Source organism: Streptomyces rhizoryzae (genome assembly GCF_023155275.1).
GTDB lineage: Bacteria > Actinomycetota > Actinomycetes > Streptomycetales > Streptomycetaceae > Streptomyces > Streptomyces rhizoryzae.
Genome location: NZ_JALMUV010000005.1, coordinates 178,526 through 201,339, shown reverse-complemented (window position 1 = coordinate 201,339; position 22,814 = coordinate 178,526). Strand labels below are relative to the sequence as shown.

At 74.7% G+C, this 22,814-nt stretch carries 17 protein-coding genes; 2 read left to right on the top strand and 15 right to left on the bottom strand.

From position 1 onward, the window contains the following. Positions 1-102 precede the first annotated feature (102 nt). Positions 103-489, top strand: coding sequence for a nuclear transport factor 2 family protein (locus MUU72_RS06895; protein ID WP_248012226.1), 387 nt, complete (start codon positions 103-105; stop codon positions 487-489). A gap of 104 nt (positions 490-593) precedes the next feature. On the opposite strand, the gene MUU72_RS06890 is transcribed toward MUU72_RS06895, so the two are convergent. From MUU72_RS06890 to MUU72_RS06875, 4 genes are all read right to left on the bottom strand, one after another. After that, positions 594-2,084, bottom strand: coding sequence for an NADH-ubiquinone oxidoreductase-F iron-sulfur binding region domain-containing protein (locus tag MUU72_RS06890; RefSeq protein ID WP_248012225.1), 1,491 nt, complete (start codon positions 2,082-2,084; stop codon positions 594-596). Further along, positions 2,081-2,998 carry a hypothetical protein gene (locus MUU72_RS06885; RefSeq protein WP_248012293.1) on the bottom strand — a complete coding sequence of 306 codons (918 nt, stop codon included), beginning with the start codon at positions 2,996-2,998 and terminating at the stop codon, positions 2,081-2,083. Before MUU72_RS06885 ends, MUU72_RS06890 begins: the two co-directional genes overlap by 4 nt. 450 nt (positions 2,999-3,448) lie before the next feature. Then, the gene (locus MUU72_RS06880) at positions 3,449-6,574 is read right to left on the bottom strand and encodes an AfsR/SARP family transcriptional regulator (RefSeq protein WP_248012224.1); all 3,126 of its coding nucleotides are present in this window, start codon (positions 6,572-6,574) and stop codon (positions 3,449-3,451) included. 93 nt (positions 6,575-6,667) lie between these two features. Next, positions 6,668-7,882 carry a cytochrome P450 gene (locus tag MUU72_RS06875; RefSeq protein ID WP_248012223.1) on the bottom strand — a complete coding sequence of 405 codons (1,215 nt, stop codon included), beginning with the start codon at positions 7,880-7,882 and terminating at the stop codon, positions 6,668-6,670. Between the two features lie 631 nt (positions 7,883-8,513). On the opposite strand from MUU72_RS06875, the gene MUU72_RS06870 reads away from it, so the two are divergent. Beyond that, positions 8,514-9,872 (top strand): MFS transporter, encoded by a 1,359-nt coding sequence (locus MUU72_RS06870; protein WP_248012222.1) that lies wholly within the window; start codon positions 8,514-8,516, stop codon positions 9,870-9,872. Between the two features lie 1,232 nt (positions 9,873-11,104). Here the strand turns inward: MUU72_RS06870 and MUU72_RS06865 are convergent. The 11 genes from MUU72_RS06865 to hutU form a co-directional block, all read right to left on the bottom strand. After that, positions 11,105-11,452, bottom strand: a complete 348-nt coding sequence (locus tag MUU72_RS06865) for a cytochrome C oxidase subunit I (RefSeq protein WP_248012221.1) — start codon at positions 11,450-11,452, stop codon at positions 11,105-11,107. A gap of 16 nt (positions 11,453-11,468) precedes the next feature. Beyond that, positions 11,469-13,163 carry an aa3-type cytochrome oxidase subunit I gene (ctaD, locus tag MUU72_RS06860; RefSeq protein WP_248012220.1) on the bottom strand — a complete coding sequence of 565 codons (1,695 nt, stop codon included), beginning with the start codon at positions 13,161-13,163 and terminating at the stop codon, positions 11,469-11,471. 346 nt (positions 13,164-13,509) lie between these two features. Then, on the bottom strand, positions 13,510-14,460 hold the full coding sequence (locus MUU72_RS06855) for an SDR family NAD(P)-dependent oxidoreductase (RefSeq protein ID WP_248012219.1): 951 nt from the start codon (positions 14,458-14,460) through the stop codon (positions 13,510-13,512). Between the two features lie 249 nt (positions 14,461-14,709). After that, positions 14,710-15,123, bottom strand: coding sequence for a CBS domain-containing protein (locus tag MUU72_RS06850; RefSeq protein ID WP_248012218.1), 414 nt, complete (start codon positions 15,121-15,123; stop codon positions 14,710-14,712). 35 nt (positions 15,124-15,158) lie between these two features. Then, positions 15,159-15,716: a hemerythrin domain-containing protein gene (locus tag MUU72_RS06845; protein WP_248012217.1), complete on the bottom strand. Its 558-nt coding sequence runs from the start codon at positions 15,714-15,716 to the stop codon at positions 15,159-15,161. Between the two features lie 334 nt (positions 15,717-16,050). Then, positions 16,051-16,281, bottom strand: a complete 231-nt coding sequence (locus MUU72_RS35855; RefSeq protein ID WP_372503012.1) for a con-10 family general stress protein — start codon at positions 16,279-16,281, stop codon at positions 16,051-16,053. Continuing rightward, positions 16,256-17,428, bottom strand: coding sequence for an MFS transporter (locus MUU72_RS06830; RefSeq protein ID WP_248012216.1), 1,173 nt, complete (start codon positions 17,426-17,428; stop codon positions 16,256-16,258). The genes MUU72_RS35855 and MUU72_RS06830 overlap by 26 nt, the downstream gene beginning before the upstream one ends. A gap of 20 nt (positions 17,429-17,448) precedes the next feature. After that, on the bottom strand, positions 17,449-17,736 hold the full coding sequence (locus MUU72_RS06825) for a MarR family winged helix-turn-helix transcriptional regulator (RefSeq protein ID WP_248012215.1): 288 nt from the start codon (positions 17,734-17,736) through the stop codon (positions 17,449-17,451). 212 nt (positions 17,737-17,948) lie between these two features. After that, positions 17,949-19,937 carry a flavin monoamine oxidase family protein gene (locus MUU72_RS06820; RefSeq protein ID WP_372503011.1) on the bottom strand — a complete coding sequence of 663 codons (1,989 nt, stop codon included), beginning with the start codon at positions 19,935-19,937 and terminating at the stop codon, positions 17,949-17,951. A gap of 81 nt (positions 19,938-20,018) precedes the next feature. Beyond that, positions 20,019-20,996 carry a formimidoylglutamase gene (gene hutG / locus MUU72_RS06815; protein WP_248012214.1) on the bottom strand — a complete coding sequence of 326 codons (978 nt, stop codon included), beginning with the start codon at positions 20,994-20,996 and terminating at the stop codon, positions 20,019-20,021. 117 nt (positions 20,997-21,113) lie between these two features. Next, positions 21,114-22,784, bottom strand: a complete 1,671-nt coding sequence (gene hutU, locus MUU72_RS06810) for a urocanate hydratase (RefSeq protein WP_248012213.1) — start codon at positions 22,782-22,784, stop codon at positions 21,114-21,116. Positions 22,785-22,814: the final 30 nt, after the last annotated feature.

Sequence of the window (22,814 nt, the reverse complement as noted above, 5' to 3'; positions counted from 1 at the left end):
TAAAGCAAAGAGTTGTGCTTTAGTGGTCGGCCCGGTTAGCCTGCCTAAGGCATTGATCGTCGCTTTAAGCGTGCTGCTGCACGCGCACTCCGGGAGGAATCCATGACGCGGTACGACGCCGCCCACCAGCTCGGCAAGCGGTTCCACGGCTGCCTCGCGGCCGGGGACTGGGACGGCATCAGGTCGCTGCTGACCGACGACGCCACCTGGACGCTGCCCGGTGACAACGCCGTCTCCGGCACGGCGTCCGGCGCCGACGCGGTGGTGGAGCGGGCCAGGAAGATCGCTTCCTACGGTCTCCGCTTCGAGCTGCTGCACATCCTGGTCAGCCGGGAGAACATGGCCCTCTCCCTGCACAACACCGCCCGCCGGGGCGAGGTCCGGCTGGACGAATACCTGTCCACCGTCTGCCGCCTGCGCGACGGCAGGATCGCGAGCATCGAGACCTACCTGTCCGACGTGGCCGGGATGGACGCGTTCTTCGTCTGACCGGCTCGCCCCGCCGGGTCGCCCGGCCGGACGGCCCCGCCGGACCGGGCCTTCGCGCGCGGCCCGGTGGGGGGGCTCGCGGGTGCGCCGACGCCCGGGTGTGCTCAGGCGCGGTCGGGGCCGTGCCGGAGGCGGAGGGCCAGGGTGGGGCACTGGTTGACGGTGCGGCGGGCGTCGTGTTCTTGCCAGGGGGCGACGGGGAGGGTGGGGGACGTGGGGTAGCCGTGCGGGCCGAGGCGGACGAGGTCGGGGGCGAGGACGGCGCACAGGCCGTGGCCGGCGCAGCGGGACCAGTCCACCTCCAGGCGGGTGCCGCCGGCGCGCGGCAGGGGCAGGACGCCGCGGACGGGACGGCCGCAGCCGGGGCCGGCGAGGTGGGCGGCGACGTCCTCGGCGAAGACGTCGAGGGCGGTGAGGACGAAGCGGGCCGTGCCGTCCGGGTGGGAGCAGGCGCCGCCCGCCTGGGCCGCGCCGAGGGCGCGCCGGGCATCTTCCAGGACGGCCGGGTCGGCGGCCCCGGCGGCCAGGGCGGCGAGCGCCTCGGCGGCGTCGGGCAGGCCCCGTTTGCACGGTCCGCACTGGCCGGCCGACTCGGCCGCCAGCCAGGCGGCGACCTGGGCGGTCTCGCCCAGCGGGCAGGTGTCCTCGGGGAGCGCGACGATCGCGCCCGCGCCCAGGGTTCCGCCGAGGCCGGCCAGTCCGGCGCGGGAGAGCGGGGCGGCGGGCGCGTCCGCCGCGGGCAGCCAGGCACCGTGGTAGCCGCCCACCAGCACCCCGGCGCCCGGCCGGAGCCCGCAGGTGTCCAGGACGAGGCCCAGCGGTGTGCCGGCCGGCACCTCGACGACCAGTGGTCCGGCGTGCGGGCGGTTGACGGTGAGGAGGAGGGTGCCCGGTTCGGCGGCGGTGCCCACGGCGGCGTAGGCGTCGGGTCCGAGCCGGGCCGCGAGGGCGAGCTGGGCCCAGGTCTCGGCGTTGGAGAGGAGGGTCGGGCGGCCGCGCACACCGCCCGTTCCGCCGTCGGACGCGCGGGTCCTGCGCGGTGGCGGGGCCACCGGCAGGCCGTTGATGCCGCGGATCACGGCCCCGGACTCGCCGGAGACGAAGCGTTCGGGCAGGCATACCGTGCGGGCCCGGCAGGGCAGGTCGCGTTCGGCGAGGGCGGCCGGGACCGACACCTCGCCGGGGCTGCCCGCCGTGACGGCGACCACGATCTCCTGGGCGCCGAACGCCGCCGCGGCCAGGCAGGCGCCGTCCAGCACCAGATGCGGGGCGCGGGCGAGCAGCATCGTGTCCTTGGCGCTGGCCGGTTCGCCCTCGGCGCCGTTGACCACGATGACCGGCGGGGTGCCGGTGCGGTCGGCGGTGGTGAGCGCGGCCCTGGCCTTGCGGGCGAACGGGAAGCCGGCGCCGCCCCGCCCGGGCAGGCCGACGGCGTCGGCCAGGGCGAGCAGGCCGGCCCGGTCCGCACCGCCGAGCGGCGGGTGGACACGGGTGTGCGCGGCGAGGTCCAGGCGCTGGTGCCGGTCCAGGCCGGCGGTGAGCCGGGCCGCCCCCAGCCGGCGCGCCTCGGGCAGCTCCAGTGCGGTGGGGGTCATTCGGCGCTCCTTGGTTGGGCCAGCCGGAACGGCCGGGGCCGCGGGCCCGCGGCGTGCTTGGGCTGCCTGGCCGGGACGGCGCCCTGCCCGGTGCCGTGCCTGGACTGGCGGACCGCCGCCGGTGTCGCCGTCGGTCCCGGTGCCGGTGCCGGTGCCGCGGCCGGTGTCGCCGTGGCTGGGGGCGTCGCCGTGGGAGTGGGGGCCGTCGGTGCGGGGGCCGTGGGCGGTGTCGGTGGTGCGGGCCGGGGGCCGCGGGCCCATGCGGGGGAGTGGCGGGGAGCGGAGAGGGGGGCCAGCGCGGCGGGGCGGGTGGCGGCCGGGCGGTAGGCCCGGGCACCGCGCCGGTGCCGGCTGCGGGCCCGGTGGCGGCCCAGGCAGGCAAGGGCCCGCACCAGCAGGGCGAGCGCCACCGCGGCCGCGCACAGACCGTAGCCCCAGAACACCCACGGGTGCGCCATGCGCCCCGCCGACAGCCCGTGCGCCAGCGCGATCGGCCAGCACGCGTACGCCGTCGAGTGCAGCGCCCGCCACAGCCAGGGGCGGCGGCTGCCGGCGAACCGGCCGCGGAGCACGCCGGTGGCCGTGATCAGGATGAGCAGGTCGGCGGCGACGGTGCCCAGGCTCACCGCGAGGGCGGCGCCGCCGGTGAACGGGACCACCGCGGTCTGCGGGGCGGCGTGCCGCTCGACGACCTTGACCGCGATGTGGACGGCGAGGAAGCCGAGCGCGGCGACGGCGCACGCGCGGTGCACCGACTGCACGGCGACCCGCATCCGCGGGGTGAGCACCAGCCGGTCGGTGGCGGCGAGCCCGCAGACCACCACGGCGGTCAGCGCGAGCAGGGTGAACACCCCGGCGAAGTAGTCCAGGAACGCCAGGATCCGGCCGGCCGCTCCGGGTGTCGGGGCGCCCACCGGGGCCTGGGCGAGCAGGGCGACGCTGTGAATGGGGCACCTTCTTCCGTGCGCTCGGGTCACGCAGCCGGGACCGCGACGGGCGGGGCCGGCCGCCGGATCGGGAATCCGGCCCGCAGGTCCGCGTCGGGAGGTCACCGGCGATGGCACAGGCGGCCCTGCACGACTGCCGACATTCTTAGCGCGTCCCCGGGCAGGGACAACGCCCGCCAGTACGACCCGCGACCGTAGACGGGCCCGGGCCGGGGCCCGGGATTCCCGGCGCCGGGCTGCCGGTTGGGCACTACGAGCGCGCGTAGTAGACGCCGGGAGGGGTGTGACCGGACTCACCGGGGCGGCGGGGCGGCGGGGCGCGGGGCGCGGAGCGAGGGATGCGGGGCGAGGCCCGGGGCCCGCCCGCCCCTCATCCGCGCTGCCACCCGGCGCCCGTCAGTCCGCGCCCCGCGCCCGTCACCCCGAGAGCGTCGCCTCGGCCAGGGCCCGCCAGTCACCGTGCCGGCCGGTACGGGTCGCCTCGGCGAACGCGGCCTCCCCGAGGCGGTCCCGGGCGGCCCCGGCGATCCGGGGGGCGTCGGGCTGCGTACGGTCCGCGGTGCCGCGCACGCGGTCGCTCGCCGCGAGCAGCCGCACGGCCTGCGCGTACTCGCCCTGGCGCAGCGCGACGTCCGCGACCCCGACCAGCACCTGCGCGATCAGCGGCTGGTGCCCGATCGCCACCGCGGCGCGGAACGCCTCGGCCCGGTGCGCACGGGACCGCTGGAGATCCCCGGCGAGATAGCCGTACAGGTCCTCGGCCGCGGCGCCGATGCCGGTGCGCTCGGCGCCGCCCGGCCGCGGCCGCACCAGCGCCAGCCGCGCGCGGGCCTGCTCCGGGTCGCCCCGCCACCACGCCAGGTACGCCTGGGTCAGCGCCAGCTCTGCGAGGGCGTCCGGCCAGGCGATCCGGTCCGCGCACCGCTCCGCCTCGGCCATGGCCCGGGCGCTGGACCGCTCGTCGCCGAGCAGCCAGTACAGGTGGGCCTGCCGGGCCCGCAGACCCACCACGTCCTCGGTCGCGCCCACCTCCGTCAGTGCGGCCGCCGCCTGCTCGTAGTGCGCGCAGGCCCGGGTGAACTCGCCGCGCAGCGCGAGCCGTTCGGCCAGGGTGGTCAGCGCGAACGAGATCCCCCACCGCTCACCCAGGGCGCGCAGCTCGGTGAGGGCCGCCTCGATGTCCGCTTCCGCGTCCGGTGCGTCGTGGCCGAGCCGGAGGCGGAACCGGCCGCGGTTGAGCCGGGCCTGCGCGCGCACCCACGGGTCGTCGTCGGCCAACAGCGGCTCGAAGGCGGGCAGGAAGTCGTCCGGTTCGCGCAGCATCCGCTCCAGCGGCCCGATGAGCCAGCGCAGCGGGTGGCGGTGGTCGGCGCGCAGGGTGAGGCGGTGCGCCTGCCGGATCCACTCCTGTGCCTGGAACTGATCGCCGTGCCCGGCGGTCAGCAGCATCGCCACGATGGTGTACGCCATCGCCCGCGTCCCGTCGGGCACCGGACCGTCCAGGGAGGCCGCCGCGATGCTCAGCTCGGTGCCCTCGGCCTTGTGGCCGCTGAGGAACCAGTACCACCCGACGGCCGCGACCAGCCGCATCGCCTCCTGGGCCCGGCCGTCGGCGATCGCGCCGCGCAGCGCCGCGCCGATGTTGTCGTGCTCGGCTTCGAGGACGGCCAGCCAGTCCAGCTGCTCGGCCCGGCGCAGGTGCGGCTCGGCCGTCTCGGCCAGTTCGGTGAAGAAGGCGCAGTGGGCCTCGCGCGCCCGCTCGGCCTCGCCCGCCTCGGCGAGCCGCTGCGCCGCGTACTCCCGGATGGTCTCCAGCATCCGGAAGCGCGGCGCGCCCTCGCCGTCGGCGATCAGCAGCGACTTCTCGGTCAGCGCGGTCAGCAGGTCCAGGACGTGCTCGCCGTCCGCGCACACCCGCTCGGCGGCCTCCAGGCTCGCGCCGCCGGCGAACACCGACAGCCGCCGCAGCACCCCGCGCTCGTCGTCGGTCAGCAGGTCCCAGCTCCAGTCCACCACCGCGCGCAGCGTCCGGTGCCGGGGGAGCGCCGTGCGGCTGCCGCCGGTCAGCAGGCGGAACCGGTCGTCGAGCCGGCGCGCCAGCTGCTCGACGGACATCGTACGGAGCCGTGCCGCGGCCAGTTCGATCGCCAGCGGCACCCCGTCGAGCGCCCGGCAGATCCGGGCCATCGCGGCCAGGGTCCGCGCGTCGGAGCCGGTGTCCCGGCGCACCGCGGCGGCCCGGTCCCGCAGCAGCCGCACCGCGGGCGACGCGCCGGCCTCGTCCGGGCCCGCGCCCTCGGCGGGCAGCGGGAGCGGCGCGACGTGCCAGAGCGCCTCGCCGGTGATGCCGAGCGGTTCCCGGCTCGTGGCCAGGATCCGCAGCCGCCGGCACGCTCCCAGCAGCCGGTCCGCGAACGCCGCGGCCGCCTCGATCATGTGCTCGCAGTTGTCCAGGACGAGCAGGGCCGCGCGGTCCCGGAGCGCGGCGACGAGCCGGTCCACCGGGTCCCCGCCCGCGGCGCCGCCGGGCAGCGCCTGGTCCCGCAGCCCGAGCGCGGTCAGCGTGGCCTGCGCCAGCTCCCCGGCGGCCCGCACCGGGGCCAGCTCGACCAGCCAGACCCCGTCCGGCAGTTCACCGACCAGGGTCCGGGCGCTGCGGGTGGCCAGCCGCGTCTTGCCGGAGCCGCCCGCCCCGGTCAGGGTGACCAGCCGGTGGCCGGTGGCCAGGGCGGCGACCGCGGCGACCTCGTCGTCCCGGCCGACGAAACTCGTCAGCTCGGCACGCAGGTTCGTCCGGTGGTCCGCCGCCCGCCCGCCCAGCTCGCCGCGGAGCAACGCGGTGTGCAGGGCGGCGAGTTCGGCCGACGGGTCGGCGCCCAGCTCGTCGGCCAGCCGCTCCCGCAGCCGCTGGTACGCGGTCAGCGCCTCCGCGCCCCGGCCCGCCTCGGCCAGGGCTCGCATCAGCGCCGCGACGAAGCCCTCCCGCAGCGGGTGCTGCGCCACCAGACCGGTCAGTTCGGGGACCAGCTCCGCACCGCGACCGAGCCGGAGTTCCGCGTCGATCCGCTCCCCGAGCGCGGCGAGACGGCGTTCGCCCAGCCCCGCGACCGCGGCGTCGAACGCCGCGCTGCCGCGCAGCGCGATGCCCTCCATGGCGGTGCCGCGCCACAGGTCCAGCGCCGCGCGCAGCAGCGGGGCCCGGGCCGGCTCCCCGGCGGCGCGGGCCCGGGCGACGAGGCGGTCGAACCGGCTCACGTCCACCGCGTCCGGGTCGATGACCAGCCGGTACCCACCGGACCCGGCCTCGATCACCCCCGCCGGCAGTACCTTGCGCAGCCTGGACACCAGCGCCTGCACGGCGTTGGCGGCATCCGCGGGCGACCGCTCGCCCCAGACCCAGTCGACCAGCCGCTCCCGCGGGACGGTGCGGCCCGGTTCGAGCGCCAGCGCGGCCAGCAGCGCGCGCACCCGGGCGCCCGGCACCTCCACGGCGACCCCGTCGCCGGCCTGGACCAGGAACGGCCCGAGCATCCCGATACGCACCGGGCAATCCTGCCACAGCAGTTCGAGCCCCGGTCCGCCGGCGACGTCCGGACGCCGGGCGCCCGCACGACCCACCGGCGGCCCCCGCTGCGGTTACGTCCAGGACACCGGCAGCGCGTGCACGCCGTAGATGTTCATATCGGTCCTGAGCTTGACCTCGTCGGCCGGGACGGCGAGTTCCAGGGTCGGGAAGCGGCGCAGCAGTCCGCCGAAACCGGCGCGCATCTCGATACGGGCCAGCTGCTGGCCCAGGCACTGGTGGACGCCGTGTCCGAACGACAGGTGGCCGCGGGCCCTGCGGTGGACGTCCAGGGCGTCGGGGTCCTCGAAGCGCTGCGGATCGCGGTTGGCGGTGAGCACCGAGACCACGACGGTCGATCCCGCGGGGATGGTCTCCCCGCCGACTTCGAGGTCCTCCGTGGCGTAGCGATAGAAGATGTCGCCGACGGCCAGGTAGCGCAGGAGTTCCTCGACGGCGTCGGGCAGCAGGTCCGGGTCGGCGCGCAGTGCGGCCAGCTGGTCGGGGTGCTCCAGGAGCGCGAAGGCGCCCAGCGCCAGCATGTTGGCGGTGGTCTCGTGGCCGGCGAGCAGCAGCAGGAAGGAGATGCCGACCAGTTCCTCGGTGGACAGGTCGTCCTGCCGGGCCAGGTCGGACAGGATGTCCTCGGCGGGCTCGGCGCGCTTGCGGGCGACCAGTTCCGTGAGGTACGTGGTCAGCCCGGTGTACGCGGCGATCTTCTCCTCCAGCGTCTGGTCCTTGACCATGAACTGGGCGGAGTCGGCCTGGAAGCCGTCCCGGTCCTCGTAGGGGACGCCGAGCAGTTCGCAGATCACCAGGGACGGCACCGGCAGCGCGAACTCCTTCACCAGGTCGATCGGCGGGGCCAGCCGCGCCATCTCGTCCAGCTGCCGTTCGGTGATCTCCGCGATGCGGTCCTCGAGCTGCTTCATGCGCTTGACGGTGAACGCGCCGGTGAGCTTGCGCCGCAGCCGGGTGTGGTCCGGCGGGTCCATGGAGATGAACAGGCCCGGCTCCTGCGGGGAGGGTTCGGTCGGGGCGGGCATGCCGGGGGTCTCGTAGGGGACGTGGAGGATGCCGATGTCCTGGCGGGAGCTGAACCGGGTGTCGGCCAGCACCTGGCGGGCCGCCTCGTATCCGGTGACCAGCCAGCCCTCGTGGCCGTCGGGGAAGAGCAGCGGGCTGACCGGGCGGGACTCCCGCAGCCGGGTGAACTGCGAGGGCGGGTCGAAGGGTCCCGCATCGCGCTCACTGGTCAGACCGTTGGGGAGGGGGGCCGTGTCGCTCACCGGATGTCCTTTCGTGGCGGTTGATGCGACCACGCTCGCCGACCGCCCTGACATCCCGCTGACACGGCCCTGACACCGCCCGCGGCCGTGACGCTCTGGCTGAGGCCGCCGGCGGTGGCCGCGTACAGGGGCCAGGGCTCGTGCTCCACCGGGACCTCTTCCCAGGCCGGGGGATGGCCAGGGCCCTGATCCGGGCCGGTTCCGCCGGGTCGCGCAGCGGCCTGCCCGAGGCGTCGAGGTAGCGGAAACCCCGTCCCTGGCGCCGACGGCTGAGCCCGGGACCACCCGGGCCGGAGTGGGACATGCGCACACGGACCGCCCTCCTCGGACGGGCCGCCCCTGACCGGCTGCTTACCGGCAGGCGCCTTCCGGAAGGGAAGGGACCGGAACGGGCCGGAAGCGGCCGGAAGGGGCCGGACCGGACCGGTCCCGAACGGAAACGGCCCCGATCCGCTCGCCGCCCCGGGCGCCCACTCACCCCCTCGCACTCCGGCGCACAGCGCGCCGCGGCCGCAGGCCGGTCCGCGCGCCCCGGTGCCCCTCCTCCCGCACATCCGGTGCCGTTCCCCCTCGTTGTACTCCGTGATGGAAGGTGACATGTCGTGACAAGGGATGCGGAAGGCGGCACACCATGACGGCGGCAGCGGAGGCGGGTGCGGGCGGGGCGGCGGCGGGGGAGCGGGCGGCCGGGCAGGCGGCGGGCGGACGGACGGCGGTGCGTACGGTGGCCCGGCGCCTGCTGCCGCTGCTGTTCGTGCTGTACGTGGTCAACTTCCTCGACCGCGCCAACATCGGCGTCGCCGCCCTGGCCATGAACGCCGAACTCCACCTGAGCCCCACCGCCTACGGAACGGCCGCCGGGATCTTCTTCATCGGCTACCTCGTCTTCCAGGTCCCGGCCGCCTGGGCGCTCAACCGGTTCGGTGCCCGCCGCTGGCTGGCCGGGGTGATCACCGCCTGGGGGCTGTGCTCGGCCGCCACCGCGTTCGTCGCCGACGCCCGCGGGCTGTTCCTGGCCCGCTTCCTCCTCGGGCTGGCCGAGGCCGGCTTCTTCCCCGGTGTCGTCGCCTACCTGACCACCTGGTTCCCCGCCCGCCGGCGCACCCGGGCGCTGGCGGCGTTCCTGCTGGCCATCCCCGTGGCCACCGCCATCGGCCTGCCCACCTCCGGCCTGCTGGTCGAGCACGCCGGCCTCTTCGGCCTCAGCGGCTGGCGGTCGATGTTCCTGATCGAGGGCGCGCCCGCCGTCGTCCTCGGGATCGCGGCACTCCGCCTCCTGCCCGACGCACCGGACCGGGCCGCCTGGCTGTCGATCGCCCAACGCCGGGAACTGGCGGCCGAGGTGGCGTCGGACACCCCGCCCGACCGCACGGGCGGCGCGGTCCTCGGCCGCGTCGCGCACTTCGCGCTGGTGCAGGCGGGCATGGCCTTCGCCGCGTACGCGCTCCAGTTCTTCCTGCCGCAGGTCCTCACCGGCCTGTTCCCCGGCGTGCGCCCGGCCGGCGTCGCCGCGCTGGCCGCCCTCCCGTACGTGGTCGCCGTCCCGGCCATGCTGCTCTGGAGCCGCCACGGCGACCGGGCGGGCCACCGGGCGTCGCTCATCACCGTGCCCCTCGCGGGCTCCGCCCTCGCCGCCGCCGGAGCCGCGCTCTCCCACCTCCCCGTCCTCACTCTGACCGCGCTCACCGTGATGGTCGCGGCGAACCTCGCCGCGGTGCCCGCCCTCTGGAGCCGCTGCACCGGCGCACTGGCCGGCCGGCACGCGGCGACCGCCATCGCCGGGGTCAACGCGCTCGCCAACGTCGCCAGCTTCGCGGGCCCCTCCGTGACCGGGCGCCTCGCCGACGCCACCGGCGGCTACCAGGCGGTCTACGCGGTCATGGCCTGTGTCACGGCGACCTCCTGGGCAGCGGCCCGCCGCCTCCCCGGCCCACCGGCCGCCCCGGCCGTCCCCGCCCCGGCCGCCCTCCCCGACGGCACGGCCGGCTGACGCCGCCGAGGAGGAGCGCTCACGGTACGGCCCGGTGGGGTCGGCCGGGCCGGAGGGTGTGGTGACGAGCGTGATCGTGCCGGGGCGGGTGAGGGTGCCGGTGCTGGTCGGCTGCACGTCGTGCCGGGGCAGGCCCCACAGGATCATCGCCAGCATCGTGGCGGCCATGGCCGCCATCAGCCACAGGAAGGCCCGGGACGCCCGGAGTCCGTAGCCGGACAGCGCCCAGTACGCGGTGAGCAGCGCCCGTTCGGCCCAGGGGATGTCGACGGCGTGGCGCCGCATCGACTCCCCGCAGTGACACGACACGTACCCGGCTGCCGGGCGAACCCCTCTCCGCCAACGGCTCGCCGCCCGTGGTGAAGGGGCGGGAACGGGCGGCGATGCTCACCGGGTGTTCCAGCACGGCGTCGCTCAAGTCGACCTCGGCGTGCCGCAGCCGCAGTGCGGCGGTCGACGCCCAGCGCGTCCGCCGGCCGACCACCGCCGGTGCCGCCACCTCGATGGTCACGGAAGCTCCGAAGGTGGCCTCCGAAAGCTCCACCGTCCCCAGGCAGACCAACGGGCCTACCCCACCGCCCCGTTCGAAGGCAGCCCTGAGGAAGCCGGCTTCACCGCGGAACTCTGCCGCACGGAACCAGGTCTCGCCGCTGAACCGGGCACCGCCGAACCAGGCGGCCTGGCGGAAGCGCGCGGTGAGGAACGAGGCATCCCGCCCGAACCCCACACGTCCTCGACGCCCCACCCGAGCCGCCCATCGTGCAGTCCCCCTCCTACCTCCCGGAGCCGTGCCTCCTCTCACCCGAGCAGGTCACCGAATTCCCCAACCCCTCGGAGCTGAGCCGCCAGCTGCGGGAGCGGCTGGCGGACATGAGCCGCTGGGAGGCGATCGACCCCGCGCGGTACACCACGTACGCGGACGACCCGGGCGAGCTCTACCTGAACAACCTCTGCCACGCCCCCGGCTGGAAGACCGGCGGCTGGACCCGCTGGAGCCCCGCCGACCCCGTCGACCGCCCCTGCCCCGAGTGCGGCACCGAGATGATGCACGCCGTGCCGGCGTTGTCTCGGCGCAGGGCCCCGATGGGCCGGCTGGTGGGATACGGCTGGGGGCCGGCCGCCGCAGCCCGCGGTGCGCCTCCCCGAATCGCCGAGACGCCCGACGCACCACGCCCCTCAGGCGTCGTACGTCAGGCGTCATGGGTCGGGTGTCATGGGCCGGGCGTCGTGCGTCAGGCGCGTAGCAGCAAGGTGACGAGCATGCCCAGGCCCGCGCAGGTGGCCAGGGTCAGGGCGAGGCAGCGGTGCCGCAGCTGTCGGTAGCGGGCCTCGTATTCGGCGCGCAGCGACCGGCACCGGGCGGCGATGCGTTCGAGGTCCCGGCGGGCCCGTCGCAGGCTGTCCTCCACGTAGCGCTGCTCGATCTCCACGCGCTGCGAGGTCGTCAGCCACTCCAGGGGCCGGACGAACTCCTCCGCCCGCTGCTCCGCCTCGCGGACCCTGGCCTGCCACAGCAGGTACCCCTCGACCTCGTTGCCGAGGCGTTCGCTGTCGGTGCGGTGACCCGGTGTTCCGCTCACGGGTGTCCTCGGTCGGTCATGGCCGGACTTCGTGGTGCGCGGGCGCCTCGACGCGCGCGAGGTCGGGGTGGTGGAGGTCGAACGCCGGGGACTCGCTGCGGATGCGCGGCAGCGTGAGGAAGTTGTGCCGCGGGGGCGGGCAGCTCGTGGCCCATTCCAGCGAGCGGCCGTAGCCCCACGGGTCGTCCACCGCGACCGGCGTGCCGTACTTGGCGGTCTTCCAGACGTTGTAGAGGAACGGCAGCATCGACGCGCCCAGGACGAACGAACCGATCGTGGACACCGTGTTCAGCGCGGTGAAGCCATCGGCGGCCAGGTAGTCGGCGTAGCGGCGCGGCATGCCCTCGGCGCCCAGCCAGTGCTGGACGAGGAACGTGGTGTGGAAGCCGATGAACAGCGTCCAGAAGGTGATCTTGCCGAGCCGTTCGTCCAGGATCTTGCCGGTCCACTTCGGCCACCAGAAGTGGAAGCCGGCGAACATCGCGAAGACGACCGTGCCGAAGACCACGTAGTGGAAGTGGGCCACCACGAAGTACGAGTCGGAGACGTGGAAGTCCATCGGCGGCGACGCCAGGATCACGCCGGTCAGGCCGCCGAACAGGAAGGTGACGAGGAAGCCGATGGCCCACAGGATCGGCGTCTCGAAGGAGAGCGCGCCCTTCCACATCGTGCCGATCCAGTTGAAGAACTTCACCCCGGTCGGGACCGCGATCAGGAAGGACATGAAGGAGAAGAACGGCAGCAGCACCCCGCCGGTGACGAACATGTGGTGCGCCCACACGGTGATGGAGAGGCCGGCGATGGAGATCGTCGCGGCGATCAGTCCGATGTAGCCGAACATCGGCTTGCGGGCGAACACCGGGATCACTTCGCTGATGATGCCGAAGAACGGCAGCGCGATGATGTAGACCTCCGGGTGCCCGAAGAACCAGAAGAGGTGCTGCCACAGCAGCGCCCCGCCGTTGGCGGTGTCGAAGACGTGGGCGCCGTATTTGCGGTCCGCCTCCAGCGCCAGCAGCGCCCCCGCCAGGACCGGGAAGGCGAACAGCACCAGGACGCCGGTGAGCAGCACGTTCCAGGTGAAGATCGGCATCCGGAACATCGTCATGCCCGGGGCGCGCATGCAGATGATGGTGGTGACGAAGTTGACCGAGCCCAGGATCGTGCCGAAGCCGGAGAACGCCAGGCCCATGACCCACAGGTCACCGCCGATGTTCGGCGAGAAGACGTCGTTCGTCAGCGGCGAGTACGCGAACCAGCCGAAGTCCGCCGCGCCCTGCGGGGTGAGGAACGAGCTGACCGCGATCAGCGAGCCGAAGAGGTAGAGCCAGTAGGCGAACATGTTCAGCCGGGGGAACGCCACGTCCGGCGCGCCGATCTGCAACGGCATGATCCAGTTCGCGAATCCGGCGAACAGCGGCGTCGCGAACATCAGCAGCATCGCCGTGCCGTGCATCGTGAACGCCTGGTTGAACTGCTCCTTGGAGATGATCTGGAGGCCCGGCCGCGCCAGCTCGGCGCGCATCACCAGCGCCAGAAGGCCACCGACCAGGAAGAACGCGAACGACGTCGCCAGATACAGCGAGCCGATCACCTTGTGGTCGGTGGTCGTCAGCCACTTCACCACGACCAGGCCGGGGCGCTTTCGCCGGACCGGCACAGCACTGTCGTCGGTGGTGGCCGGCCCCGTGGGGTCGTTGAGAATGCTCACAAGTCCTGTGTCTCCCGATACGCGGTACGCCGAAGCGGTGGCGGCTGCCAGCCGTCATTTTTCCGGCGCGGGGGAGCCCCGGCGGCGCTGCGCCGCCGACACGCGGCACCCACCCGGCAGTCACACGCGAACGGAGCAACGGGACGTGCGGGGCCGGTCGGCGGCGGGCCGGCGGACGTCGCCGGGGGCCTCGTGCGGACCGAGCGCGCCACCCTGCTCGTCGCTGATCATGCGGAGGGCGGTGAGTCCCGCCGTCCGCGGCCGGTAGCCGGCACCGGCACGCGCAACTCACCCGTCGGGGCGGCCGGTTGGCGCGGACCGGCCGCCGGACGGTATCAGCGGAGCGCTAGCGGGGCAGGGGGCCGGGGTCGATGCCGGCCAGGTCGCGGCTCGCCGCCCACAGGCGGGCGGCGACGGCGGTGTCGGTGAGATGGCTCCAGAGCGCTTCGAGCCGGGGCGTGCCGCGCAGACCGAAGACCCGCGGCCCCCACAGCTGCCCGCCGCGTACGGCCGGGTCGAGGACCGCGCGGACCGCGGGCCAGGCACCGGCGTCCTTGCCCTGCACGAGGAGGCCGGCCGGGGCCGCGCGCAGCCGTGCGCCGGCGCTCCGTTGCTGCACCTGCGGCCGGGGCGGGGTGAGGGAGTCCAGGGCACCGCCGGGATGGACCACCACGCTCGCCACCGGGCTGCCGGCGGCCCGCAGGCGGCGGTCGAGTTCCAGCCCGAAGTACATCTGCGCCAGCTTGGACCGCCCGTAGCTGCGCTTGGCGCGGTAGTCCCGCAGGGATTGCAGGTCGGCCAGGTCCAGTCGTTCCGTTTTCGCCGCGAAGCTGCCGACGGTCACGATGCGGGCCGCCGGCGCGGCCGCGAGGAGCGGCATCAGGTGGCCGGTCAGTGCGAAGTGGCCGAGGTGGTTGATGCCGAACATGAACTCGTGGCCGTGACCGGTTTCGCGGCGGGGCGGGGCGTCGAGGGCGACACCGGCGTTGTGCACCACCGCGTCGAGGCGCCGGTCCGGGAGGGCGTCCACCGCGGCGGGGAGGGAGGAGAGGTCGGCCAGGTCGAGCCGGACGGCCCGGACCTGGGCGCCGGGCACCCGTGCCCGGATCGACGCCATGGCCGCCTCGGCCCTCGCCGCGTCCCGGCTGCCCAGCACGACGGTGGCTCCGGTGGTGGCCAGTTGCTCCGCGGTGAAGTACCCGATGCCCGCGTTGCCGCCGGTGACGAGGACCACGCGGCCCTCGGCGCGCGGCAGCCGGCGGACGTCCCAGGGCGGGGTGGCGGGGGTGGACGGCATGGCGGTGGCTCCCTTGCTGCGGCGGGACCGGGACGGCGGACGCCCCGGGGCGGGCGGTGCCTGCCGCTCGGCGGAGCGGCGGCGTGCCCGCCACGCTCCCAGGGGCCACCGACGCCTCGCCTACGGATCACCGACAGCCGCGCCGCGGCCGCGATGCCGCACCGCCACGCGGGACCGCCGGGCACGCGCGAACGCCACGCGGGCGTGCGGGTGCAGCACCGTGCGCGGCGTTCCGAGGGGCCCGGGGCGTCAGGCGGAGAGGGCTTCGAGGAGGTCCCCGACGTGCGGGTCGGGCAGTGCGCGGGCGACGTCGGCCTGGGCGACGATGCCGACCAGGCGGTGCCCGTCGATGACCGGCAGCCGGCGCACCTTGTGGGAGGTCATGGTGCGCAGGATCTCGTCCGCGTCGTCGTCCGCGCCGATGGTCACGGCCTCGCCCTGGGCCAGTTCGCCGGCCGTGGTGCGCTGCGGGTCCTTGCCCTCGGCCAGTACCTTCACCACGATGTCCCGGTCGGTGAGCATGCCCTTGAGCCGGTCGTCGGTCCCGCAGACCGGCAGGGCGCCGACGCTCAGCCCGGCCATCTTGCGGGCCGCCTCCGCGATCGTGTCCTGCTCGCCGATGCACTCGGCGTCCGGCGTCATGATCTCTCGTGCGGTGGTCATGGTCGTCCTTTCGCTGGGGTGGACGGGCGGGGAGGTCAGTGCGCGCGGCCGGTGAGATGGTCGCGGAGCCGGTCGACCAGCCCGGCGCCCGGCGCGAGGATCTTGTTCGCGGGCGGGGTGTCGGGCGCCGCCGGGTGCGGACGCGTCGGGGCGGTCTTCTTGGCCGTGCGGACCTTGTCGCCCAGTTCGGCCAGGGTCTGCGGGCTACAGGACGCCGCGAGCATCGGGAAGAGGCGCTCTTCCTCGTCCCGGACGTGCTCGGTGACCGCGGCCTTGACCTGCGCCACCAGCGCGTCGAACCCGGCGTCGTCGGCCTCGCGGCCTTCGAGGTCCTTCAGCAGCCGCTCGACCTGCGCATGGTCCTCGATCTCCTGGTCTGCCAGGGAATCCGCGTCGGCGACGTGCTTGCGGACCGCCGGGTAGAGGTACTGCTCCTCGGCGACCGAATGGCGTACCAGCTCCGCCGTCAGTTCGTCCGCCAGCTCCCGGCGGCGCTTGTGCCCCGCGGGCTGCGCCTCGATCCGGGTGAACAGCGCGTCCACCTCCCGGTGGTCCTTCGTCAGCTCGGCGATGACATTTCCACCGTGTCCCATACCGGCTCCTTCCGTAGTCGGGATACGCATCGGCGCTGGCCGCCGCTCCGGGTGCCCCGCCCCGCACGCGGTCCCCGCCGGGCAGCGCGGACGGTGCTCCGCACCTCCCGTCACCCGTCGCTGTGCTGCGTCGCGGCGCTCGTACAGCCGGGGAAGCGGTGGGAGGGGGAGAAGAGGGAGAGGAGGCGGGCAGGCCGCGGACGGGGTCCGGGCGGCCGCCCGGGCTCTGGTCAGCCCGCGCCCAGGTGGCGGGGAGGGGCAGGCCGCAGGCGCGCGGTGGCGGCTGCGGCCTGACGCGGCGCGGTGGGCCCGGGGTCGCGGGCCCGGCGCCGGGTCAGTGGCCGCCGCCGCTCTCGTGGCCGCCCTTGTGGCCGGCTTCGGCGGCGCGCTGGCGGTCGTTGGCGAAGTTGCCGCCGCTCTCGTGGCCGCCCTTGTGGCCGGCTTCGGCGGCGCGCTGGCGGTCGTTGGCGAAGTTGCCGCCGCTCTCGTGGCCGCCCTTGCGGCCCGCCTCGGCGGCCCGCTCGCGGTCGTTGGCGAAGTTACCGGAGTTGGTGGACGCAGCCATGATGTGCCTTCCTTACGTTGTGGCGTGTCCTTCCACCCACGCACGTGCCCGACACTCCCACCCCTATGCGCCCCGATTTCCACCGATCTGCCGGTAGGGGTCGAACGCCCCGGGAGGAGCGGCTGGCCTCGTCCGGGCGGGCGGCGAGGCAGACCGGCGCCGCGGCGAGCAGCGCGACCGCGCAGCCGAGGAGCGCGGGGGTGTAGCTGCCGGTGGCGTCGTGCAGGACGCCGGGGAGGTAGGAGCCCAGGGCGGAGCCGACCTGGTGGGCCATCGACAGCAGACCGAAGACCAGGCCCAGGCAGGCGCCGGGGAAGTGCCGGGCGGCGATCAGGTGGGTGGGGGCCACGGTGGCGAAGTCCACGAGACCGAACGCGGCGCTGAGCGCGAGCAGCGGCACCCCGGTGGGCATGAGGGCCATGAGGGCCAGCGTCACGGCGCGCGTCCCGTACAGGACGGCGAGGAGGCGGGCGCAGTCGTAGCGGTCGCCGAGCCGGCCGGAGAGCACGGTGCCCGCGACGTTGGCCGCGGCCATCGCCCCGACCGCCGTCCCCGTCAGACCGGTCGAGACGCCCATGTCCCGGCACATCGAGACCATGTAGGTGTCCATCAGGCCCGTCGTCGTCACCCCGCACACGAAGAACGGGCCGAGCAGTGCCCACAGCAGCGGTGAGCGCAGCAGCGCCCCCAACTCGCCCCGCGCGGTGGCCTGTTGGGTCGGCGCCGCCTCCGGCGTGTCCGGGCCGCCGTACGGCTCGTGGCCGCTGTCCTCGGGCCTGGACCGCAGCGCCAGCGCGATCAGCGGGCCCACCGCGACCACCAGGAGGGCGCCCTCGGCGACGAGGGGGGTGCGCCACAGGAACGCCAGGCCCGGCACGGTGGACGCGGTCGCCGCGGCGAGCAGGCCGGCTCCCGCGACGAAGACTCCGCCGGACAGCACCGCGCGCGGCCCGAAGCGCCCGGCCAGCCGGCCGACCAACGGCTGGGTGCAGCCGTAGACCAGGTAACTCACCTGGCTGAGGGAGCCGAGGCCGGCGTGCAGTCCGTCCCGCCAGGCGGGGACGAAGGCGCCGAAGGCGATCCGCACGCCCTGCGCGGTCAGCAGCCCCAGCAGGACCAGGGCGAGCATGGACCAGGCAGGGGGCACGCGCGGGGCGGCCCGCCGCTTCACCGCCGCGCCGCCGCTATCGCGCGCAGCCCGGCGTGGAGACCGGCCGCCCCCTCCGCCCCGAGCGGTCCCAGGATCTCCTCGTTCAGGGCGGCGACCACCGGCTGGACCGCGTCGCGCAGACCGGCGCCCGCCGCGGTGAGCCTCAGGCGCACCAGGCGCCGGTCCCGGTCGTCGGGGGAGCGGGTGGCCAGGCCGGCCCGTTCCAGGCGGTCGAGGACGCCGGTGAGGGTCGCGCTGTCCATGACCAGGCGCTCGCCCAACTGGGTGGGACGGGTGCGTCGCACCCGGCGGATCCGGTATGATCATGATGCAACTTCGGTTCGCGGCACGCGGACGGGAGTCGTTGCGTCCGTGGTCCAAGGAAAGACGTCCACCAACCGGTGGGAGATGCAGGTGCAAGGCCGGCCGGGCGCTCGTTGTCGAAGGTCCCTTCCCCAGGCGGGGAAGGGACCTTTCGCGTACCGGCCCTGCTCCGGGGCGGCGCCCGCCGTCCCGGTCAGCCCGTATGCACCCGCAGGGCGGTCCGGACGGCCGATTCCAGGGCGCCTTCGATCCAGGCGGGTTTGAGGGAGGTGTGGTCCCCGGCGAAGTGCAGCGGCCCCTCGGACGTGGGGATGTCGGGGAACAACTCCGCGTGCTGGCCCGGCAGGAGCACCGACGCCTCCCCGTAGGCGTAGTGGTCGCGCATCCAGGACTGGGTCTTGCACTTGTTGGTGAAGAAGACCTCGCAGCGGCGGCCGTAGATCTCCTGGATCCCCGCGAGCGCGCGCAGGTACCGCTCGTCGTCGGCGAACGCGTCCCACTTCAGGGCGTCGTCGGACCAGCTGTAGGAGGCGAGGACGACGCCCCCCTTGCCCACTTCGGTGCCGCCGGAGTGCTCGAAGTAGACGAAGCGGTTGGCGTTGTCGCTCACCGAACCGCCGCCGCGGGTGTGCGCCGCTTCGGGGTCGCGGTGCGCCGCGGGGCGGAAGGAGGCGAAGCACTTCTTGAGCTCGGCGGGGAGCGTCACCTTCAGGTCGCGTACGGACCGGTGCGCTCCCAGGTACCGGCCGTCCCGGACCGCGCCCGCCCGGTACTTCTTGTAGAGCCCGTTCTCGATGGAGTCCAGTTCCCGCTGCCAGTCGTCCTCGGTGAACTCCCACCAGCGGCGGGAGAATTCCAGCAGCACCTTGGTCGCGGCGTCGTAGTGGAGTTCGGTGACGGCCCGGCGCTTGCCGTAGCCGAGCGGCGGGTCGAAGGCCACGTGCCGCAGGCCGGAGAACGGGACGGTGATGATCGCCTCGTCGCCCTCGAAGACCTCCGTGACACCGCCCTTGCCGGTCTGGCAGTCCTCGGACACGGTGTGCACCCGCACCCGCCCGCCGCTGCGCTCGATGCGCACGGCCCGCCGGTCGAGTCTGACCTTGCCCTGTACCGGCTTGTAGAGCGCGTCGGCGAGCAGTGCGGTGCCGCCCCTGATCTCCCAGAACCTGGTCTCGGGGGCGATCAGGGCGCTGGACAGGAAGCTGTGGAGGAAGGAGAGGTGGAGCCGGGAGGTGAGGTTCTGGAGGGTGCCGACGAGGTCGATGGTCCGGGTGTCGAGGCCGGCGGCCTCGGTGAGGTACCGGTACATGGACCAGTGGCCGTACCGCTTGAGGATCTCGGCCCATCCGTTGACGAGGGCGGTGCCGGTCTTGCCCCGGATGAGCTGGTGGGCCGGTTCCAGGGCGTCCGCGAGGATGGCGGAGGCGGGCTTGCGCAGGTGGGGGCCCGTGACGCCGAAGGTGGCGTTGAGCTGCTCGGTCCGGTCGGGCTTGTCCTGGTAGTCGGCCCGGCGCAGGTGGACGCCGTTGGCGTGGATCCAGGTGCGGTTGGCCCGCTTCGACGGATCCCCGACCTCCACGTCCACCAGGTAGAACTCCTGGAGCGGCAGGCCGTGCTTCTTGAGCAGCGCCATGAGCAGGGGGTGGCTGTCGGGCAGCCGCATGGCCCCGGCCTCGGCGTACTGGGCGGGGTCGGCGAAGGGCTGTTCCCCCTTCTCGTGGCCGCCGCTGCGGAACGTCTTGATGCGGCCGCCGACGCGGTTGCCGTTGGCCTCGATCACGAGGACGTCGTGGCCCGCGCGGCGGAGCAGGTCGGCGGCGAGCAGGCCGGCCGGTCCGGCCCCGACGATCAGCACGCGCTTCGTCGCCTTGGCCCGGCCGGCCGGCAGGCCGTCCCGGATGACCTTCACATAGCCCGGTACCAGGGGCCTGTCGTGCTCGTCGTAGACCAGGACGGCGCGGGCGACCGTGGTGAACGCCGTGGGGTCGATGCCGGGCGGCGCCGCGGCCGGCGCCGCGGCGGGCGCGCTGCCGGGGCTCAGCGCCGTCGCGGGCGCCGCGGCGGTCAGACCGGCGGCGAGGGCCGAGGCGCCGGTCGCCGCGACGACGGACCGCCGCGAGGGCCGCGCGGCCCCGGTGGGGCGGGTGTCCGTGTCCTGTGTGCTCATGTCGTGTGTGCTCATCGCGCATCACTTTTGGCATACAAGCGACGCGGCGGAAGGGCCTTCACCCGGACGGGCGCGGTAAACCCACTCGCCGGGTGGTCAACTGGGCTGATGTGCCAGGTGAGTTGCGGTGGTCAGGATGCGGTGGAGGAGGCGGGCGCCGGTGCGGGCGGTGCGGTGGTCGACGTCGAGGCCGGGGTTGAGTTCGGCGACGTCGCAGACAGCCAGTTTCCCCCCGGCCGCGATGCGGGTGCAGACGTGCTCGATGACCTCCAACGGGACGCCGTAGGCGGCCGGGGCGCTGACGCCGGGGGCCGTGGCGGCGGGCAGGACGTCGAGGTCGATGCTGAGGTGCACCACGTCGCAGCTCGCCAGGAACGCGTCGAGGAAGAGGTCGACGCGGGCGAGCTGGAGCAGTCCGCACTCGGTGTCGCGGAGGTAGCGGACGCCGAGCGCGTCGGCGGTGTGGAAGAGCCGCTGGGTGTTGCTGGGCTGGCTCACGCCGAGGACCGCGTAGTTCAGCCGGCGGCCGAGGCGCTCCTCGGCCCGTGCCATCTGGCGGAACGGCGTGCCGGAGCTGGGCCGTTGGTCGTCGCGCAGATCGAAGTGCGCGTCGAGGTTGAGCACCCCGAGCCGGGCCCCGTCGCGCAGTTCGCGGCTGCCGGCCAGTCCCAGGTAGGTGCCGAACGCGACCTCGTGGCCGCCGCCCAGCACCACCACGGGCCGCCGGCGCCGGTGGTCGAGGAGGGCGCTGACGGCCTGGCCGAGGCGGTGCTGCCCGGCCTCCAGGTCGCCGTCGCCGACGACGATGTCCCCGGCGTCCAGCGCGTGCAGCGGCGCGGGCAGCGCCATGGAGGAGAGGGCGGCGCGCAGCGCCGGGGGGCCGCCGGCCGCACCCTGCCGGCCCTTGTTGCGCCGGACGCCCTCGTCGCTGCGGAAGCCGATGAACGCGGCGTCCCAGTCAGGGGTCCGGCCGGCGTCGGGGGTGACGGTGTGGTGCCAGCGCAGGGTGTCGTCGCCGGGCCCGTCGTCCCGGCCCGTCCACGGCTCGGACGGGATGTCCACGGGGACGTTCATGGGTGGGTGGTTGCCCTTCGTTCGGTGGGAGGGGGAGCGGAGGTGCGGGGCGTGGCCGGGCCGGGTCCGCCGCCCGAAGGGGCGGGCCCGGTCCGGCCGTTGCTCAGGGGCGCGCGGTCACTCCGACTCGTTCATCGGCACCCGGACGCCGCGCTCGCGGGCCACCGCGGCGGCGTGGTCGTAGCCGGCGTCGACGTGCCGGATGACGCCCATACCGGGGTCGTTGGACAGCACGCGGGCGAGCTTCTGCGCGGCCAGTTCGGTGCCGTCGGCGATGCAGACCTGGCCGGCGTGGATCGAGCGGCCCATGCCGACGCCGCCGCCGTGGTGCAGGGAGACCCAGGAGGCACCGGAGGCGGTGTTGACCAGGGCGTTGAGCAGCGGCCAGTCGGCGATCGCGTCGGAGCCGTCCTTCATGGCCTCGGTCTCGCGGTAGGGGGAGGCGACCGAGCCGGAGTCGAGGTGGTCGCGGCCGATGGCGACCGGGGCCGACAGCTCGCCGGCGGCGACCATCTCGTTGAAGCGCAGGCCCGCGCGGTGCCGTTCGCCGTAGCCGAGCCAGCAGATGCGCGCCGGCAGGCCCTCGAAGGCCACCCGCTCGCCGGCCATCTTCAGCCAGCGGTGCAGGTGCGCGTTCTCCGGGAAGAGCTCCATGATCGCTTTGTCGGTGGCCGCGATGTCCTTCGGGTCACCGGAGAGCGCCGCCCAGCGGAACGGGCCCAGGCCCTCCTCGAACAGCGGGCGGATGTGCGCCGGTACGAAGCCGGGGAAGTCGAAGGCGCGGGCGTACCCGGCCTTGCGGGCCTCGTCGCGGATGGAGTTGCCGTAGTCGAAGACCTCCGCGCCCGCGTCGAGGAAGCCCACCATCGCCTCGACGTGCCGGGCCATCGACGCGCGGGACCGCTCGGTGAAGCCCTCCGGGTCCTTGGCGGCCTGCTCGCGCCAGTCCGCGACGCTCATCCCGACCGGGAGGTAGGCGAGCGGGTCGTGGGCCGAGGTCTGGTCGGTGACGATGTCGATGGGCGCGCCGCGCCGCAGCAGCTCGGGGAAGACCTCGGCGGCGTTGCCGGTCACGCCGATGGACAGCGGCCGGCGCGCGTCGCGGGCCTCCACGGCCAGCCGCAGCGCGTGGTCGAGGTCGTTGGCCGCGACGTCGAGGTAGCGGTGGGCGATCCGGCGCTCGATACGGGAGGGGTCGCAGTCCACGCAGAGGGCGACGCCCTCGTTCATGGTCACCGCGAGGGGCTGCGCGCCGCCCATGCCGCCCAGGCCCGCGGTGAGCGTGATGGTGCCGGCCAGGGTGCCGTTGAACTTCTTGCGGGCCACCGCGCCGAAGGTCTCGTAAGTGCCCTGGAGGATGCCCTGGCTGCCGATGTAGATCCACGAACCGGCCGTCATCTGGCCGTACATGATCAGGCCGCGGGCCTCCAGGGAGCGGAACTCCTCCCAGTTCGCCCAGTCACCGACCAGGTTGGAGTTGGCGATGAGTACCCGCGGGGCCCACTCGCTGGTCCGCATGACGCCGACCGGCTTGCCGGACTGCACCAGCAGCGTCTCGTCGTCCTCCAGGGTCCGCAGGGTGCGGACGATGGCGTCGTAGGCGGCCCAGTTGCGGGCGGCCTTGCCGGTGCCGCCGTAGACGACCAGCTCGTCCGGATGCTCGGCGACCTCGGGGTCGAGGTTGTTCATGAGCATCCGCAGCGCGCCTTCCTGCTGCCAGCCGCGGCAGGTCAGCTCGGTGCCGCGGGGCGCCCGGACGGTCCGGGCCTGCGGAGCGACGCTGGTCATGGTGCCTCCTGGATCGGGGGTGGTGGGTTC